At 43.2% G+C, this 16,048-nt stretch carries 13 protein-coding genes; 5 read left to right on the top strand and 8 right to left on the bottom strand.

Translation table 11 applies throughout. The features are described 5' to 3' along the window. Positions 1–44: 44 nt before the first annotated feature. The 3 genes from HXY43_RS23460 to HXY43_RS23450 all read right to left on the bottom strand — a co-directional run bounded on the left by HXY43_RS23460 (position 45) and on the right by HXY43_RS23450 (position 2,097). A complete protein-coding gene (locus tag HXY43_RS23460; protein WP_290888541.1) occupies positions 45–275 on the bottom strand; it encodes a PEP-CTERM sorting domain-containing protein in 231 nt (76 codons plus the stop codon). Positions 276–449: 174 nt separating this feature from the next. After that, complete coding sequence (locus HXY43_RS23455) at positions 450–1,106, bottom strand: DUF2301 domain-containing membrane protein (RefSeq protein WP_290888538.1); 657 nt, start codon at positions 1,104–1,106, stop codon at positions 450–452. A 187-nt stretch (positions 1,107–1,293) separates the two neighbouring features. Continuing rightward, positions 1,294–2,097 carry an SAM-dependent chlorinase/fluorinase gene (locus HXY43_RS23450; RefSeq protein ID WP_290888534.1) on the bottom strand — a complete coding sequence of 268 codons (804 nt, stop codon included), beginning with the start codon at positions 2,095–2,097 and terminating at the stop codon, positions 1,294–1,296. A 111-nt stretch (positions 2,098–2,208) separates the two neighbouring features. Between HXY43_RS23450 and HXY43_RS23445 the strand changes: the two genes are divergently transcribed. The 3 genes from HXY43_RS23445 to nadB all read left to right on the top strand — a co-directional run bounded on the left by HXY43_RS23445 (position 2,209) and on the right by nadB (position 5,365). Further along, on the top strand, positions 2,209–2,364 hold the full coding sequence (locus HXY43_RS23445) for a hypothetical protein (RefSeq protein WP_290888531.1): 156 nt from the start codon (positions 2,209–2,211) through the stop codon (positions 2,362–2,364). Positions 2,365–3,041: 677 nt separating this feature from the next. Beyond that, entirely contained in the window at positions 3,042–3,479 is a 438-nt protein-coding gene (gene psbU / locus HXY43_RS23440) for a photosystem II complex extrinsic protein PsbU (protein ID WP_290888528.1), read from the top strand. Positions 3,480–3,682: 203 nt separating this feature from the next. After that, complete coding sequence (nadB, locus tag HXY43_RS23435; protein ID WP_290888613.1) at positions 3,683–5,365, top strand: L-aspartate oxidase; 1,683 nt, start codon at positions 3,683–3,685, stop codon at positions 5,363–5,365. Between the two features lie 205 nt (positions 5,366–5,570). Here the strand turns inward: nadB and HXY43_RS23430 are convergent, their stop codons facing one another. The 4 genes from HXY43_RS23430 to btpA form a co-directional block, all read right to left on the bottom strand. Then, a complete protein-coding gene (locus tag HXY43_RS23430) occupies positions 5,571–5,858 on the bottom strand; it encodes a hypothetical protein (protein WP_290888525.1) in 288 nt (95 codons plus the stop codon). A gap of 525 nt (positions 5,859–6,383) precedes the next feature. Continuing rightward, positions 6,384–8,585 (bottom strand): CHASE2 domain-containing protein, encoded by a 2,202-nt coding sequence (locus HXY43_RS23425; protein WP_290888522.1) that lies wholly within the window; start codon positions 8,583–8,585, stop codon positions 6,384–6,386. 356 nt (positions 8,586–8,941) lie between these two features. Beyond that, entirely contained in the window at positions 8,942–9,928 is a 987-nt protein-coding gene (locus tag HXY43_RS23420) for a vitamin K epoxide reductase family protein (protein WP_290888609.1), read from the bottom strand. Positions 9,929–10,034: 106 nt separating this feature from the next. Further along, complete coding sequence (btpA, locus tag HXY43_RS23415; RefSeq protein ID WP_026731395.1) at positions 10,035–10,883, bottom strand: photosystem I biogenesis protein BtpA; 849 nt, start codon at positions 10,881–10,883, stop codon at positions 10,035–10,037. Positions 10,884–11,752: 869 nt separating this feature from the next. Between btpA and rimO the strand changes: the two genes are divergently transcribed. Both rimO and HXY43_RS23405 read left to right on the top strand, forming a co-directional pair. Then, complete coding sequence (gene rimO, locus HXY43_RS23410; protein ID WP_290888606.1) at positions 11,753–13,069, top strand: 30S ribosomal protein S12 methylthiotransferase RimO; 1,317 nt, start codon at positions 11,753–11,755, stop codon at positions 13,067–13,069. A gap of 101 nt (positions 13,070–13,170) precedes the next feature. After that, entirely contained in the window at positions 13,171–14,718 is a 1,548-nt protein-coding gene (locus HXY43_RS23405; RefSeq protein WP_026731393.1) for a DEAD/DEAH box helicase, read from the top strand. Between the two features lie 41 nt (positions 14,719–14,759). On the opposite strand, the gene HXY43_RS23400 is transcribed toward HXY43_RS23405, so the two are convergent. Further along, on the bottom strand, positions 14,760–15,713 hold the full coding sequence (locus tag HXY43_RS23400) for an aldo/keto reductase (RefSeq protein ID WP_290888517.1): 954 nt from the start codon (positions 15,711–15,713) through the stop codon (positions 14,760–14,762). Positions 15,714–16,048: the final 335 nt, after the last annotated feature.

The raw sequence follows: 16,048 nt of genomic DNA, 5'->3' as shown, positions 1-16,048 counted from the left end.
CGTCTTTGCGATTTATTTAATATGCAATCTTGAAGCGCACCTACTCAATCATTATTGTTAAAACTTGACCGACGCAGACGACCTTGACGGCGACGCAGATAAGCTAAACCAGCTCCTGCTATTACAGTACCGCCCATTGTCAACGGTTCTGGGACTGGTTTGGATGATTTGGGAGTGAGTAATACAGTGCCGCCTCTACCATTTTTATTCTGGCCGAAAGCGATGATCTGACCTTTGTTGTTAATGGCGCTTGCGTACTCTACCGTCCAGCCCAAACTGGGGTCAATTACGGTGTTAAGATTAACCCAAATTGAAGTTTAAAGTCAGTATAAATTAAATACTTGTTTGTAAAATATTTATATGCGAATTTATCATGACAGTAATGGTAAAACTGGAATTCAAGTATTTACCAACTACCGCCATTGATTCTGCTTTTTTGTTTTTTGTGTCTAAGCTTTTGCAGAACGTCTTGCTTTTAAATATTCAAATACAGACTTATCCCCAATATCCGGAGGAATTGCTTGCACTGCCTTACGCACAGCAAAAACTAAAAACAAAATAGCCCAAGTTCCTAACAATACTCGTTCCCACTGAATAGGTAAAATCTTTAGTAAATGTCCCAGCAGTAGCAACGGCACAATCGGAGTTAGTAATTTGGTTTCCAAACGATTGAAGCAAAAGGCTTCTTTAAAATAAATACCTGTCAAAGCCGCAAAGGTAAAACCAATTCCAAGTAAGGAAAGTGGCTGAGTATAAACTGCGATCGCTAAAGGATCGCTGCTAGACAGCGCCAGTACAATTGCGGTTATACTGCCAATTAACCAAAAAACCTGTAAAAGTCGGTGCAACTCTACCATATAGATATGGATAGTCAATAAACTTACACCCAAAGCAAGACTAAAACAGGCGTACAGAGGCGTTAACAGTTTGAAAATGGTTGGGTGAGGAGCGAATAACACTAAAGCACTACCGATCGCAAAGCAAACAGCGGCTATCATTAAGCCACTGCGGTAGATAATGACGCCAGTGCGATCGCTTTTGGTAATTGTAAATTCGCCAAACTGACCTTGATATACTTCTGGTGCAGATATTGTTTGCGTAGTCATATGCCAAATTTAAGTAGACCCGTATGAATCAACGTATTTCTCGTGGTGACTGTTAGTGGTTAATGGATAGTGGATAGTGGTTAGTGGGTAGTGATTAGTTGGTAGAACAACCAACAACTAACTACTAACTACTAACTACCAACAACCAACAACCAACAACCAACTACTAACCACCAACTACTAACTACTAACTACTAACTACTTGTATGGTATCTCCCAACTGCATCTGCAACAGCGATCGCGCATTACCCCTATTAATGGCAATTTCTACCCAGCCATGACTGCCAATCAGTGCGATCGCACTCCCTACTTTAACATCTCCATAAGTTCCACTCCCGGTTATAGTCTTTTCACCTAAAACCACGCCCCAGCTTTTGCCTTGCACGTAACTTCCAGGAATATTACTGACTAAGTTACCGAAGTGGTCAATATATTGAATGCAGCCTGTTATGGTGTTACCTGTCCGACTGCATTCGGGTATCTCTAGCTTAACTAAAGTTTCTGGATCAATTTCTCGCCCTAGTTTTTTCAGGGGAACACCGCTAGCAAGATGTGCTCCCACTGGTGCAAAAATATCTCTACCGTGAAAAGTGCTGCTAGGGTGAAGAGTGCGCCAATACTCTGGGTTTGTCAGTTCTACCACTGCAATAGCAGGACTTTGACTCAAAACTCCACTAAATAAGCCATTGTCCGGCCCTACTAAAAATCCATTGGCAAATTCTACTGCGATCGCCCTTCTTAGTCCTCCTACACCCGGATCAACTACTGCCACATGCACTGTTCCCATAGGGAAATAGAAATAAGCATCCATAAGACAAAACCTGGCCGCAGCAATGTCTTGTGGTGGAATTTGATGTGTTAAGTCTACAATCTTCACTCTAGAGTTAATCGTGGCGATAACTCCCTTCATCACGCCGACATACACATCGCGATCGCCAAAATCACTTAACAATGTTAGCAGTGCTTGTTGATCCTGTTGATTCTCGAACATTACTGGTTTTTAAGATAATATAAAGTTTATTTTTTCTGTAGCAATAGTAACTAAATTTTTGATATGTTAAATTTACAAGACATAAGTAAAAAAACTAGTAAGGATAATTCTATGATTATGAATAGGCTAGAAGCCTCAAAAAAAGCACATGAAGTTCATAGAGAGAATATTAGGAAGAGCTTGCAGCATCGCTTGCAAGTAGCAAAAGCCAAAGGCGATGAAAAGCTCATTCGTCAGTTAGAAGCAGAAATGAAGTATTTCAGCTAAACCAAAAATTGATTGTTTTATGGTTCGTTCATAGTTCTGTTGTGTTTCAGCCCGCTATTTAGCGGGCTTTCCTAATTTATGAAGAAGGCTATTATGTTGAAGATAAAAAGCATGGCGTAAGGAACAATGGAAATTCTCGCTGACCAATTCGCAATGCCCAATGCCCTCTTTCATAATAATGTGCTGCTGTGAAGTGTTTATAACCGAAATATGGGAAAATATTAACTTATGTAAATAAAATCTCATGAAAAGTCAGATTTTCCTAAAATTTGAGCGAACTTAGTTAGATTAAGAGTAAGTATTGTTGCTGAATTAAAAAATTTTTAGCAAAATTTGGGTCAAACCTAGAAGCTGTAAAGATTGTGGATATTAATACGCTGTATATTAGTTTCTGATGACTGCTGTGTGTTGATTAAGCGATCGGCGCTCAGCCAAAAGTATGAAGGGTAAAAGGGCCATCCATAGGGCTTAGCTCTCACCGCTCCCTTTGGATAGGATGAAGTCAAAGAAAGCAAACTCTACACAAGCCCTCAATTTATTGGGTAAGGTTTGTTTCGTACTTCATACTTCTAACTATCCTGCGGCAGCAAGCTGCCCTACCAGCCTTTACAACCTTTAGCTGAACGCTATGAGCTTAAAGCTTTTATTTCGGTTTGATACAAAGAGGTAGAAAAATCGTGAAAGGATTGGTGCGTTTATTAACAGTCTTTGGTTTGTTATTGGTAGGATGCTTGGCATGGCTGGGTACGCCTCAGATAGCCCAAGCAAGCAATTTAAACAGTTTTGCTTTGCCATCAGTTCCTGTTCTAGCAGCGGATATTGCCCTGCGGAATCGGGCAGATGCTAAGCTTGCAGACGTATACGGTGAAAAAATCGATTTGAATAACACCAACGTGCGAGCTTTTCAGAAATACCCCGGATTTTATCCAAATTTGGCAGGCAAAATTATCAAAAATGCTCCTTACGATCAAGTGGAGGATGTGCTGAAAATTGAAGGATTAACCGAACGCCAAAAACAATTACTGCAAGCTAACCTGGATAACTTCATCGTCACAGAAGTGGAACCTGCTTTCACTGAAGGATTTGATCGCATTAACCCCGGTATCTACAGATAACAGATAACTGTATTTACAATTGATTTTTCAAACAGCAACCCACTCCTTTTCTGAGGGAGTGGGATGTTTTGCTAACACAGAGGAAAATAAAGAGGGGGAGAGTGGGAGAGAGAGAAATCTTAAAACTATTACCCCACTCCTCCACTCCCCCACTCCCCCCATTTCCCTACTCCCCCACTCCCCATCACTCATTACTCCATACCTTGCTGCAAACAGATATTCCTAGCCATTTTGATGTTTTAGTAGTCGGCGCTGGTGCTGCTGGACTATATACGGCACTTTGCTTGCCAGAGTCATTGCGAGTCGGCTTGATTACCAAAGAAACCATGTCTTTGTCGGCCAGTGATTGGGCGCAGGGTGGTATTGCAGCTGCGGTAGCCCCAGACGACTCGCCGTATCTGCACATTGAAGACACGATCAAAGCAGGTGCCTTTTTGTGCGATCGCCCTGCTGTTGAATTCCTCGCTCAACAAGCCCCAAAAAGCATTCAATCCTTAGTGGAGTTGGGTGTTGCTTTTGACCGTCAGGGCGGTGCGTTAGCTTTAACTTTAGAAGCTGCTCACTCCAAGCACCGCGTTCTCCACGCCGCCGACACTACAGGCAGGGAAGTTATTACAACTCTTACTGCCCAAGTACTCCGACGTAAAAATATTCAAGTAATTCAACAAGCTTTGGCTTTGAGCTTGTGGTTGCATCCAGAAACTTGGCACTGTCAGGGAATGAGCCTGTTTTATCAAGGTCAAATCACATGGGTTAAAGCTGGTGCGGTGGTGTTAGCAACAGGTGGTGGTGGTCAGGTATTTGCTCAAACCACTAACCCTGCCGTCAGTACGGGAGATGGAGTAGCGATCGCTTGGCGTGCTGGGGCAATTCTCAGAGATTTAGAATTTGTCCAATTTCACCCTACAGCCCTGACTAAACCTGGTGCTGACCGCTTTTTGATTAGTGAAGCTGTACGTGGTGAGGGAGCACATCTGATTGATAACGAAGGACGGCGTTTTGCCTTTGATTATCACCCTGCTGGTGAACTGGCTCCCAGAGATGTGGTAAGTCGGGCGATTTTTAGTCATTTGCAAAGTACTGCTGCCGATCCCGCCACTGCCCATGTCTGGTTGGATATGCGTCCCATTCCCGCCGAAAAGATTCGCTATCGCTTTCCTAATATCATCAGAATCTGCAAGCGCTGGGGTATTGATGTCTTTTCCGAACCAATTCCTGTTGCCCCCGCTGCCCATTACTGGATGGGTGGTATTCTCACAGATTTAATGAATCGCACCAATATTCCTGGTTTGTACGCCGTGGGAGAAACTGCTAGTACTGGCGTGCATGGTGCCAATCGTCTTGCTAGTAATTCTCTGTTGGAATGTATTGTTTTTGGCGCGCAACTGGCACATCTGCAATTGACAAGCGATCAAACTAGTGCAGAGAAAGAGACACAAGCCTTATCATTGCGAGAATACAGCGCCGGTGTAGATGAATGGCAAACCCAGCAAGAATTTTTAGAAGATTTACGACAAAAAATACCACGTTTAGTGTGGCAAAGTGCTGGTATTTGTAGGGAACAGTCAGGATTAGAAACGGCGATCGCGACAGTAGAATCTTGGCAGCAGGATTTTGCTAATTTAAGCATCAGCCAATTCTTGCTCTCTTTACGTGCCGCGGAACCTGCAAGTTTCGTCATACCTAATGTAGAACGACAATTAAGACTGTGGGCAGAAACTCGCAATTTATTAGATGTAGCTTATTTAATTCTTAAAAGTGCTGCTTTCCGGACAGAAAGCAGAGGAGGGCACTATCGCCTAGACTATCCCCAATCAGATCCCAACTGGCAAGTTCACACACTGGTACAAAACCACAATTGGTGGAAATCTCCTGTGTTGGAGTGAAGTGTTAGTAGTTAGTAGTTAGTGGTTAGTAGTTAGTAGTTAGTGGTTAGTAGTTAGTGGTTAGTGGTTAGTAGTAGCTCTTTGATGGTGGGTAAAAATGTTGCTCAAGAAACTCCTCTTTAACCCAATACAGTTCAGTTAAGCAATTTTTTCCTTTTTGGGAAGTCTATACGGCGGGGTAGTTCACCGTGTGCCACTACCATGTTCACCGTGTGCCACTACCATAAGAAGGACTGTCAGGGCCACCATAATTAGGTGGTTCGTAGTCGCTGCTTGATTTTGCACTTATATTTATAGGTTTTAAATATTGAGAGTCAACTCTGAGGCTGATTAAGCTACTTATGCTTCTTGTATTACTTCCATGATTAGTAGTCATGTTGCTGAATATCCAAGTACTATCAGCCATTTCGAGAATTATCAGAGCTGCTCCGATAAAAAACAAGACGACGCTAGTGATTTTCAAGCTAGTCCCCATAATCCTCAGTAAATTCACTTGTTTTTTATTGAATTGATTGCTTTTGGCTCTAAAAAACTGGATTTCGTTAACTATTGGATACTTTTAATTTTTTCCGGGCAATTACGTAATTAAAAAGTTACAGACAAAGTCAATAGATTTTGTCTAAAAGTTGCTGTTTTTGTAGATGCTTCATCGGTTTATTGCTGTCTACTTTCTATTACTCTGCAATAATTTACATCTACCTAAAGTAGTAGCTGTTCCATAAATACCACAATTATAATAACTACCTCCATTTAATTTTATAAAATTTTAACATTTAAGCGAGCAAACACTGTAATAACCGCATAATACACTTACATAAATTACGTATGGTTGTTGAAACTCTCTATATCAAAGGATTTACTCAGTGAAAATCACTAGAATTGAGGTAGTTAAAATGCGATTATGGCGATTTTTTCTATAATTCTACTTACAAAACTTTATATCCATAAATTTTAAGTATTATTACTTAGGCAAGGACGAATCTTAATCCGCATTTAGGCAAACACATATAATTCCATATCAAGCAAACTCATAGCGATTTTTACCAAGGTGCTTGGCACGGTACATAGCGGCATCTGCCTGTTTGATCAAAGTTTCATAGTCTTGACTATTGAGAGGGTAAACACTAATGCCAATACTGGCGGATACTTTGGTAGTGTGTCCGTCTAAGACAATTGGCTCAGTGATGGTTGCTAAGATTTTTTCAGCAACTTTGGCAGCCACTTCCAGTTTGGGAATTGCTCGTAAAATCACAGTAAATTCGTCGCCACCCAAACGGGAAACAGTATCACTACCGCGCAAGGAGTTGCTAAGCCGTTGACCTACGGTGATGAGCAAGCGATCGCCAATTTCATGTCCAAGAGTATCATTGACTTGCTTGAATCCATCCAAGTCAATAAACAGCAGTCCGAGTAACAAATTGTTGCTTTGTGCCCATTCAATTGACTCGCGCAGTTGTTCGGCAAACAATTTGCGATTGGACAGACCTGTGAGAGGATCGTGATATGCCAGATAACGCAATTGGTCTTCTTGAAGTTTCAATTCACTATTGGAGCGGAATAACTCGGCAGCAGTGCGTTTGAGTTCTTCTTCTAACAACTTACGCTCAGTAATATCGCGAATGACCCCGACTAAAAAGAAATTACCTGCGGCGTCTTTGTGGAGCGATCGCTTAGTGGAGATAAAATGAGTTTTACCTGAAGCATCTGTAAATTCTTCTTCATGCTCGTGGGGTTGCTGAGACCGAAAAATTAATTGGTCTTGCTGGCGAAACACATCAGCTTCGTGCTTCGGGAAAAAGTCATAATCTGATTTTTCTAACAGTTGGTTCTTGGAATAACCAATTAATTGACAATATGCTTCATTTAATACTATCAACTGATGTTTTTCATTTTTGACAAAAATTGGGTCAGGAATTGTATTGATGACTTGATGCAAAAACTCTTTGGAGCGTTTCAATTCTTCTTGCATCTGGGCAATTTGGGAAGTAATGACAATTGCTGAAATGCTAAAAGCAAGCAATGCAGGCAACAATGGTATCCACCAACCAAATAAGAAAGCAACGTAGGTACTGCCAGTTAGTAGCAAGCAAAACCACAAAATACAAAGAATACTTTTGCTAAAACGTTGTACTTGCCAGCTTGTCGCAGCTCCTACATAGGCCCAAGCAAAAATCCACAACCATTCTATTGGGTCAGCCCAAACCTGAAGTAACGGTCTTCCTTGCAGGGCAGATCGAATTAACTCACTAATAAAATAGGCTTGCAGTTCGATACCTGCTACTGGCTTTGCTGTACCCATTAATCGACTGGAGTATGGAATTAAGACCCAATCTTGGACACTGGATGCTGTAGAACCAATCAAAACAATGCGATCGCTAATCCACTTTTTTGGTACTCGGTCGGTTAGTACATCCCACATCGATACTCTACGGAAGCCACAAATTTCTGATGATGAGTCTCTACAGGCTAATTTGGGAAAGTTTGACAAAACTTGATAACCTCTGTTATCTGTCCCTACATAACCACCATCGTGTGGTTGAAAGCGATAAAATACTGCCTTACCCAACTGTAAATTTTCAGGATTATCTGCTGCTTTCTTGGGTGTAATTCCTTCCCCCTTTAAATACAGCTTCGCCAACTTCAGAGCAAAACTTTCGTGTGCCTGATTGTCAATATGCCAATACAACAAATTACGACGTATTTTGCCATCAGCATCTAACAGTACGTTGTTAAACCCTACTTGCTGGCGCTGACTCAGTTCTAGTGGAGGTGAAACACTATCATTTTTGTGATTTGACAGTAATTCAATGCCAATCAAGTTCGGCATTGATTTATAGGCAGCCACCAAATTTTGATGACCAGGCTCTACTTTTAAATCTCGGTAGATATCCAAACCAATGGCGCGTGGTTTGTAGACATTTAATTTTTGCAAAACCTGGGCGATCGCACCATCTGGAATTGGCCAGGAACCCACTTGGCGTAAAGAAGCCTCATCAATTGCTACTATCACGATCAATTCTTCTGGTGATTCGACGGGACGTAATTGGAAGAATTGATCTAAAGTTGCCCACTCTATGGATTGCAACAACCCAAAAAAACGTAATAGCAGAATGCAAGCTGTAACGCCGGAGGCAATCATCAATTCCCTGTGTCCTCGACTCAGGAATTGTTTAAACGTAAATAGTAACCTCACAAGATGCTTGCCTAGCTGCTTACTCATTCCCTGTACCTAGTTGGGAGAAATGTTTTCAGTTTGTTGTGGCAATCAATTAGCTGGCAAATAAGGCTGAAATGCGAGCTATACTTGCACTATTTGAGTAATTTCAAATTGGTTTGGTTCCCGAAGCCAATCCTGGCTAGTGCGTAAAGGGAACTGGGGATTGGGGATTAGGAACCTAGTACCCAATACCCAGTACCCAATCCCCAATACCCTAATATCCAATCGCCAAGTAAAAATTATGCATCACTAACTACCACTGAGCAAAAACAAAAAAGTCAACTGGTCTTGCACTAAATAAAATAAGGCAGTACTCCAGTTGACTTTCCAGATAAATTTATACTGGTAACAAAAAACTTTTATGAACGTTGTAGAGAATACTTAAAATTACGTGGCCCTGTGTAACCAGTGAGATTAGCCAATTCTTCTAAGGTTTGGACTCCCGCATAGATTTTACCGTTGATGATCCAAGTAGGGTAGCTTTGAATGTTAGCAGCCTTACATTCATCTTTGAGAGCGTTTGGGTTATCGGCAGGAGCGCAATCTGTGTGATCGAGTTCACTGTAAGCTTCTTTACCAAACAGTAGCTTTTGTTCATGGCAGTGAGGACACCACCAAGCAACATATTCTTTAGCACCTACTTGTTTGAGGTGACGTGCTAGAGCAATTTCTGCTTCACCGGAGGTGGTGGTGACATCCCAACCAACTCCTGGTACAGGCTCCTCTTTCGGTCTGAAACTAATTATTGTCGGTTGACCAGGATTTGAGACTGTGGTAACTCCGCCTTGATTGTTAGGGCTAGCATAAATACCTAAAGTACCAATTAATGTCACCATGCCCACGACAATGGCAGTAAAAAAGATTTGCCCGATATCTTCCCAAGCACGGCCAACAATAGTCAGCACCAGCATACTAAAGGAAAAAATCGCTGAGGCAATACAGTATATACACAGTGCTTTAATTTTGAAAACCAGCAGGTAGATCAAGTAACTACTGAAGACCGACATCGCGATCGCACCTGCAAGTAGCAGTAACCAAGTCCAATTTTCTAGCTTTGTACGAGAATCTTTCTTTTTGACTGGGTCTACACTTAAAGGGGCCAAAGCGAAAATTGCCATAGCAACGTAAGCCAGAAAACCAAACAAAGCTAGGGGCAGTCCAAAAACTGTGGCATAGTCGCTCTGGAGTACGATATCGCAACTCTCAGTCGGACAGGCAGCAGAGGTTTGGGTAAACTTGACAACGGTCAGATAAGCCGTTGTCAAGGCACCACAAATAGCGATCGCTCCAATTAATAAACGCGATCGGCGATAAATCCAAGGAGTAGAAGAAAGGCGGCGACTCATAGGCAAGAATTGGTAATTGGGAATTGTTGGTAGTTGGTTGTTGGTAGTTGGTTGGTGATTGTTCCAAACAACAAACAACAAACAACAAACAACAACCATTACTCAGTTAAGATTGTAGGCTCACTGAAGAAATAGATTTGCTATCGCTTTTGGAGTTCCAACTTCGGCGTGCAGCTTCCACAAATTGGCTGACACGAATTGGATCGATTGTTTGCTCGCGACGGCCATGGCGTTTCAAGGAACTGGAAACAATCACACCATCTGCTGCCCCCAGAAGCGTCGCCACATTTTCCCAGGAGGCTCCACTACCAATAAATACTGGCGTACCTCCTGCCGCTTGCGAGGCCAATTCCAAATCTTCTCGGTTAGGTGGACTGCCAGTAGCCCAACCAGATAAAATCACAGCGTCTGCCAAACCCCGTTCAATAGTATCTTGCACGGCAACGGTGAGATTTGGGGAACTCAGAGGACGGGCGTGCTTCACCAAGACATCCGCGAAGATTTTGACATCGCTGCCTAACTCTCGCCGATAGCGCAATAGATGATGGGCTTCTCCCTCAATTAAACCCTGGTCGGTTGCCATCACACCACTTAGCACGTTGACGCGGATGAATTGCGCCCTGACACAGCTAGCAATAGCCATAGCGCTTTTGGCGTCATTTCGCAAAACATTAATACCTATTGGCAGTGTCACCATATTTTGTATCCGCTGCACCACCACAGTCATCGCACTAACAACAGCAGGATCGACCTGGTTTTTGGGAAACGGGGCATCGAAAAAATTTTCCACGATGATGCCGTCAACCCCTCCACTTGCTAGAGCTGTTGCTTCTTGTTCAGCACGGTCAATCACTGCTTTGAGGCTACCTCCCCAACGGGGCGAGGTAGGCAGTGGTAGTAAATGAACTACACCAATAATCGGCGTCTGGGTTTTAAATAACTGATATAAGTCCACGTCTTTAAACTAATATGACGGAATAGGATTAGGGGAATTGGGTAAAGGGTAAAGGATAAAGGGTAAAGGAATTTATTAACCTTTTACCCTTCCCCTTTTCCCTTTCTCCCTTTTGTTTTTTCCCATTCCCCATTTTCCATTCCCCATTCCCTTCTTTTGCACTAAACTTTGTTTTGTATTGGTTGGTTTACCGCTTCCTCCTTAGGATGGAAATTTGTGTAAAACCTTCCATAAGATATGTTAAGATAAAAACTGGTTACAAGAGGAGTTTGCAACTCACAAGACGCACAAGACGCCTAGCGGTGAGTCAGCGCGCTCCAAAGGGGTTTCCCCCATGAGCGACTGAAGAACCCGTAGACGCGCACAGCGCGGCTTCTCGTAGAGTAGGGCTTCCCACAAGGTAGGTGTTTTTCGTGGGGCAGGTGACAAACCTGTCACATTTGCAGGCAAGGCCTGGGCTGAGTGGTAGCATTACCGCTATGTAGGCGTAGTTTCGTGCGTATTTTCCTAGATGGTAGCGACTTCTCACCACACACCCAATAGGGTAAAGTGGCTCCCTTTAGGGTAGGGTAGATTCACAACGCACGTGCTGCGGTAATGTAAAATACCGGAAAGCAATTTGCTGAAAAAATGACAGGCGTCTATTTTACCCAAAGACTGGTTATTTTTCCCTTGAAAAACAGAATAGTAAAGATATCATAGCACGAACTGTCTATAATCCATTGGAGTTACAACTCTGTTAAGGTGCTTGTGACTTTTGCTGTGCGAGCATCAAGGAGAAGTTTGACTCATTGGTTCAAGTGTCCAAAATTAGAAATTAGGATTTAACTTTTGGAGTGCAAAGAAAAACAGAAAAACTTTTTTATAATATGGGTGACAAACCAACCATTGCAATTTCTCACCTAGGTTGCGAAAAAAATCGAATTGATACAGAACACATGCTGGGGCTGCTAGTAGAAGCAGGCTATGGCGTAGATACTAATGAAGAGTTAGCTGATTACGTTATTGTCAATACTTGTAGTTTTATCGAAGCAGCCCGAGAAGAATCTGTCAGAACTTTGGTAGAACTGGCAGAGGCGAATAAAAGAATCGTCATCACTGGCTGTATGGCGCAGCATTTCCAGGAGCAATTACTCCAAGAATTGCCCGAAGCAGTAGCAGTGGTGGGTACGGGCGATTACCACAAAATTGTAGATGTAATTGAGCGGGTAGAACAGGGTGAGCGAGTTAAACAGGTCAGCGTCGAACCAACCTACATAGCAGATGAAAGTATACCCCGCTACCGCACTACAACCGAAGGCGTAGCATACCTGCGCGTTGCAGAAGGATGTGATTATCGCTGTGCATTTTGTATTATTCCGCATCTGCGAGGAAATCAGCGATCGCGTACTATAGAATCTATAGTCACCGAAGCACAGCAGTTAGTAAATCAAGGCGTGCAGGAAATCATTTTGATTTCCCAAATCACCACAAATTACGGTATCGATATTTACGGTAAGCCCAAGTTAGCTGAATTGCTCCGCGCCTTGGGAGAAGTGGATATACCTTGGATTAGGATGCACTACGCCTATCCCACAGGACTCACCCCAGACGTAATTGCGGCAATTGCTGAGACACCCAACGTCTTACCTTATCTAGATTTGCCCTTGCAACATTCCCATCCCGAGATTCTCCGCGCCATGAACCGGCCTTGGCAAGGACGGGTGAACGATGCGATTATCGAGCGCATCAAGGAGGCACTACCAAAAGCGGTACTGCGGACAACCTTTATAGTCGGTTTTCCTGGCGAGTGTGATGAACATTTTCAGCATCTGTTCCAGTTCATCCAACGCCATGAGTTTGATCATGTTGGTGTTTTTACTTTTTCACCAGAAGAAGGAACACCGGCTTTTGATTTGCCCAATCAGTTACCGCAAGCTGTGAAAGATGAGCGGCGGGACGTATTGATGGAACTCCAACAACCGATTTCTCTTAAGAAAAATCAGCAGGAAATCGGCAAAGTAGTTGATGTACTCATCGAACAAGAAAATCCCCAAACAGGAAAGTTAATTGGTCGTTCGGCTAGATTTGCCCCAGAAGTGGATGGCCAAGTTTACGTTCACGGGGAAGCAAGATTGGGAACCATCGTACCAGTAGCCATCAAAGAAGCTGATACGTATGACTTGTATGGAGTAGTTAGTAGTTAGTTGTTAGTAGTTAGTTGTTTACTACTAACCACTAACCACTACCCACTATCCACTATCTACTATCCACAAACAAATAACTTAAGGAAACATTAGGAGAGTTGATGACCCTTTCTTTTCAAGAATTAGGCATTTCGCCAGAGCGCATTCAGCAATTAGAAAAAATTGGTTTTACTGCACCAACCAATATTCAAGTACAAGCGATTCCCCAACTTTTGGGAGGCCGCGATGTGGTGGGTCAATCCCAAACTGGCACTGGCAAAACAGCAGCCTTTTCTTTGCCAATTTTAGAGCGGCTGGATATCAATCAAAAGGCGGTACAAGCCTTAGTTTTGACTCCGACTCGCGAGTTAGCAATCCAAGTTCAAAATGCTATCTGTGAATTCATTGGCAACGAGGGATTGCGCGTTTTAGCAATTTACGGCGGTCAATCCATTGACCGCCAAATTTTACAGCTTAAGCGTGGTGTTCACATGGTTGTGGGTACACCAGGACGGGTAATAGACTTACTCGAACGGGGTAGCTTGAAGTTGGATCGGGTGAAGTGGTTTGTTTTGGATGAAGCCGACGAAATGCTGAGTATGGGCTTTATCGATGATGTTGAGAGAATCCTCTCCCAAGCACCACAAGAACGGCAGACAGCATTATTTTCAGCCACAATGCCGCCATCGATCCGACAGCTGGTGAATAAGTTCTTAAATGACCCAGTTACAGTCGCTGTTGAACAGCCAAAAGCCGCTCCTAATAAAATCAATCAGGTGGCTTACCTGGTACCGCGTCACTGGTCAAAAGTTAAAGCCTTACAGCCCATCTTGGAAATGGAAGATCCAGAGTCAGCTTTAATCTTTGTCCGTACTAGACGCACCGCCGCAGAACTTACCAATCAATTGCAAGCCGCTGGTCATAGTGTTGATGAATACCACGGTGACTTGTCCCAACAAGCGCGGGAGCGTTTGTTAAATCGGTTCCGCAATCGTCAGGTGCGCTGGGTGGTAGCAACTGATATTGCGGCACGAGGTTTGGATGTAGACCAACTTTCTCACGTGATCAACTTCGATTTACCAGACAGTGTGGAAACCTATGTTCACCGCATCGGTCGTACCGGACGCGCTGGTAAAGAAGGTACAGCAATTACTTTAGTGCAGCCATTTGAGCGACGTAAGCAGCAGGCGTTTGAGCGTCACGTACGTCAAAGTTGGCAAGTACTGTCAATTCCCACACGGGCGCAAATTGAAGCGCGGCAATTAGACAAATTACAAACTCAGGTGCAGGAAGCTTTGGCAGGCGAACGTATGGCTTCGTTCTTGTCCATTGTGAGCCAACTAAGCGAACAATACGATGCTCATGCGATCGCTGCTGCTGCACTACAAATTGCTTACGATCAAACCCGTCCCGCCTGGTTACAATCTGAAGCGGACTTTCCCGAAGAAGACATCACCCGGCCTGCACCCAAGCCCAAATTACGGGGTGGTCGTCGCGAAGGTGGTGGCGAGAATCGCTCCCGTCGTTCTTCCTGGGTTCCATCAGAAGCAGGCGCAACTGAAGGAGAAAAACGCGGTACTCCCAAGCCCAAACTGCGGACAGGACAACGAGAGCCTTCTATGTCACCAAAAAAGCTGGGTTCTCATACAGCTAGGGAATCAGCGTCTTAGTCAACAGTCAACGGTCAATAGTCATTGCTTTTGACTATGGACTATGGACTTTTGACTGAATAGCTAATTTTTTCTAAGTGGGCGATTTCATCATCAGCCAGTCTCCAGCCCAAAGCACCTACGTTATCTCGTACCTGTTGGGCTGTCTTCGCCCCGGCAATAGGAATCACATTCCCTTGAGCAATTAACCAATTCAGAGCAACTTGGGCAGGGGTGCGACCGTATTTTTCCCCTAGTTCGCGTAGTAAAGATATTAGTGGTTCAATTTTTTGCAAGCCTTCTTTACTAAATCGTGAGTCTAATTTTCTAGCGCCAGTTGGGGTTTTGGCGCTATCAGTGGTGTACTTACCAGTTAATAGTCCTTGTGCTAGGGGACTATAAGCTAAAATTGTTACACCCAACTCGCGAGCAGTGTCGAGAATGCCATTGCTTTCAATTTGGCGAGTCAGCAAAGAATAGCGTACTTGGTTAACAGCCAGAGGCACGCCACGACGAGCTAAGATCTGGTGTGCTTCCCGCATTTGCTGTGCTGAGTAGTTACTTACACCTATTGCCTCAATTCTGCCCCTTTCCACCTCATCTGCTAGGGTATTCATCAAGGTTTCTTGACTCATTAAGAAAGTGACAGGCCAATGCACCTGATACAAGGTAACTTTCTGGACTTGCAGGCGTTTGAGGCTGTCTGTGAGGGTATCAGCGACTGACTGGGCTGTTATCCGCCAAGGAAAGGGCCCGTACTTGCTTGCAATCTGAACTTTTTGTTCGGTTTGTTGCAGGAATTGCCCCAACAATTGTTCAGAAAGTCCAAATCCGTAAACTTCAGCAGTATCAAAAAAGGTTACACCAGCTTCTAGGGCTGCATGAAAGGCTGCTTGCAACTCCTGTTGCCCGTAGTCTTGACCGTAATTCCAAAACAGGCGATCGCCCCAAGCCCAAGTACCGATACACAGGGGTGTGACAACTGCTCCGTTTTGCCCTAATGTGATGTTTTCCATTTCCACAAAACTTTACGCCTCTTAAAGTTCCAAATACCTTTTTGAGGTATTGATGTCTGTAATTTTTCTGCTAAAAGAAATTATTACAGAAGAAATTAATATTGTCACAAAAGCAATTATGAAAGTAGAGGCTAAATGTAATTACAAACGATGAATAATTTATATTTTAGTAACTAATTTATCTAAAAATTAAATAACAAACATGTGTTATAAATTAATCCAAAATGATTGATAACCAAGTAAAATCAAAAGATTGAGATATGAATGATTTTACTTAATTCTAAAAATTAGATTATTAGAAATAATAACAGATTTTAATTTGAGAAACTGCAAGC

This window comes from Fischerella sp. (assembly GCF_013388695.1).
Taxonomy (GTDB): domain Bacteria; phylum Cyanobacteriota; class Cyanobacteriia; order Cyanobacteriales; family Nostocaceae; genus PCC9605.
Note: the sequence above shows the minus strand (reverse complement) of the source record. Positions and strands in the feature narration are given on the sequence as shown.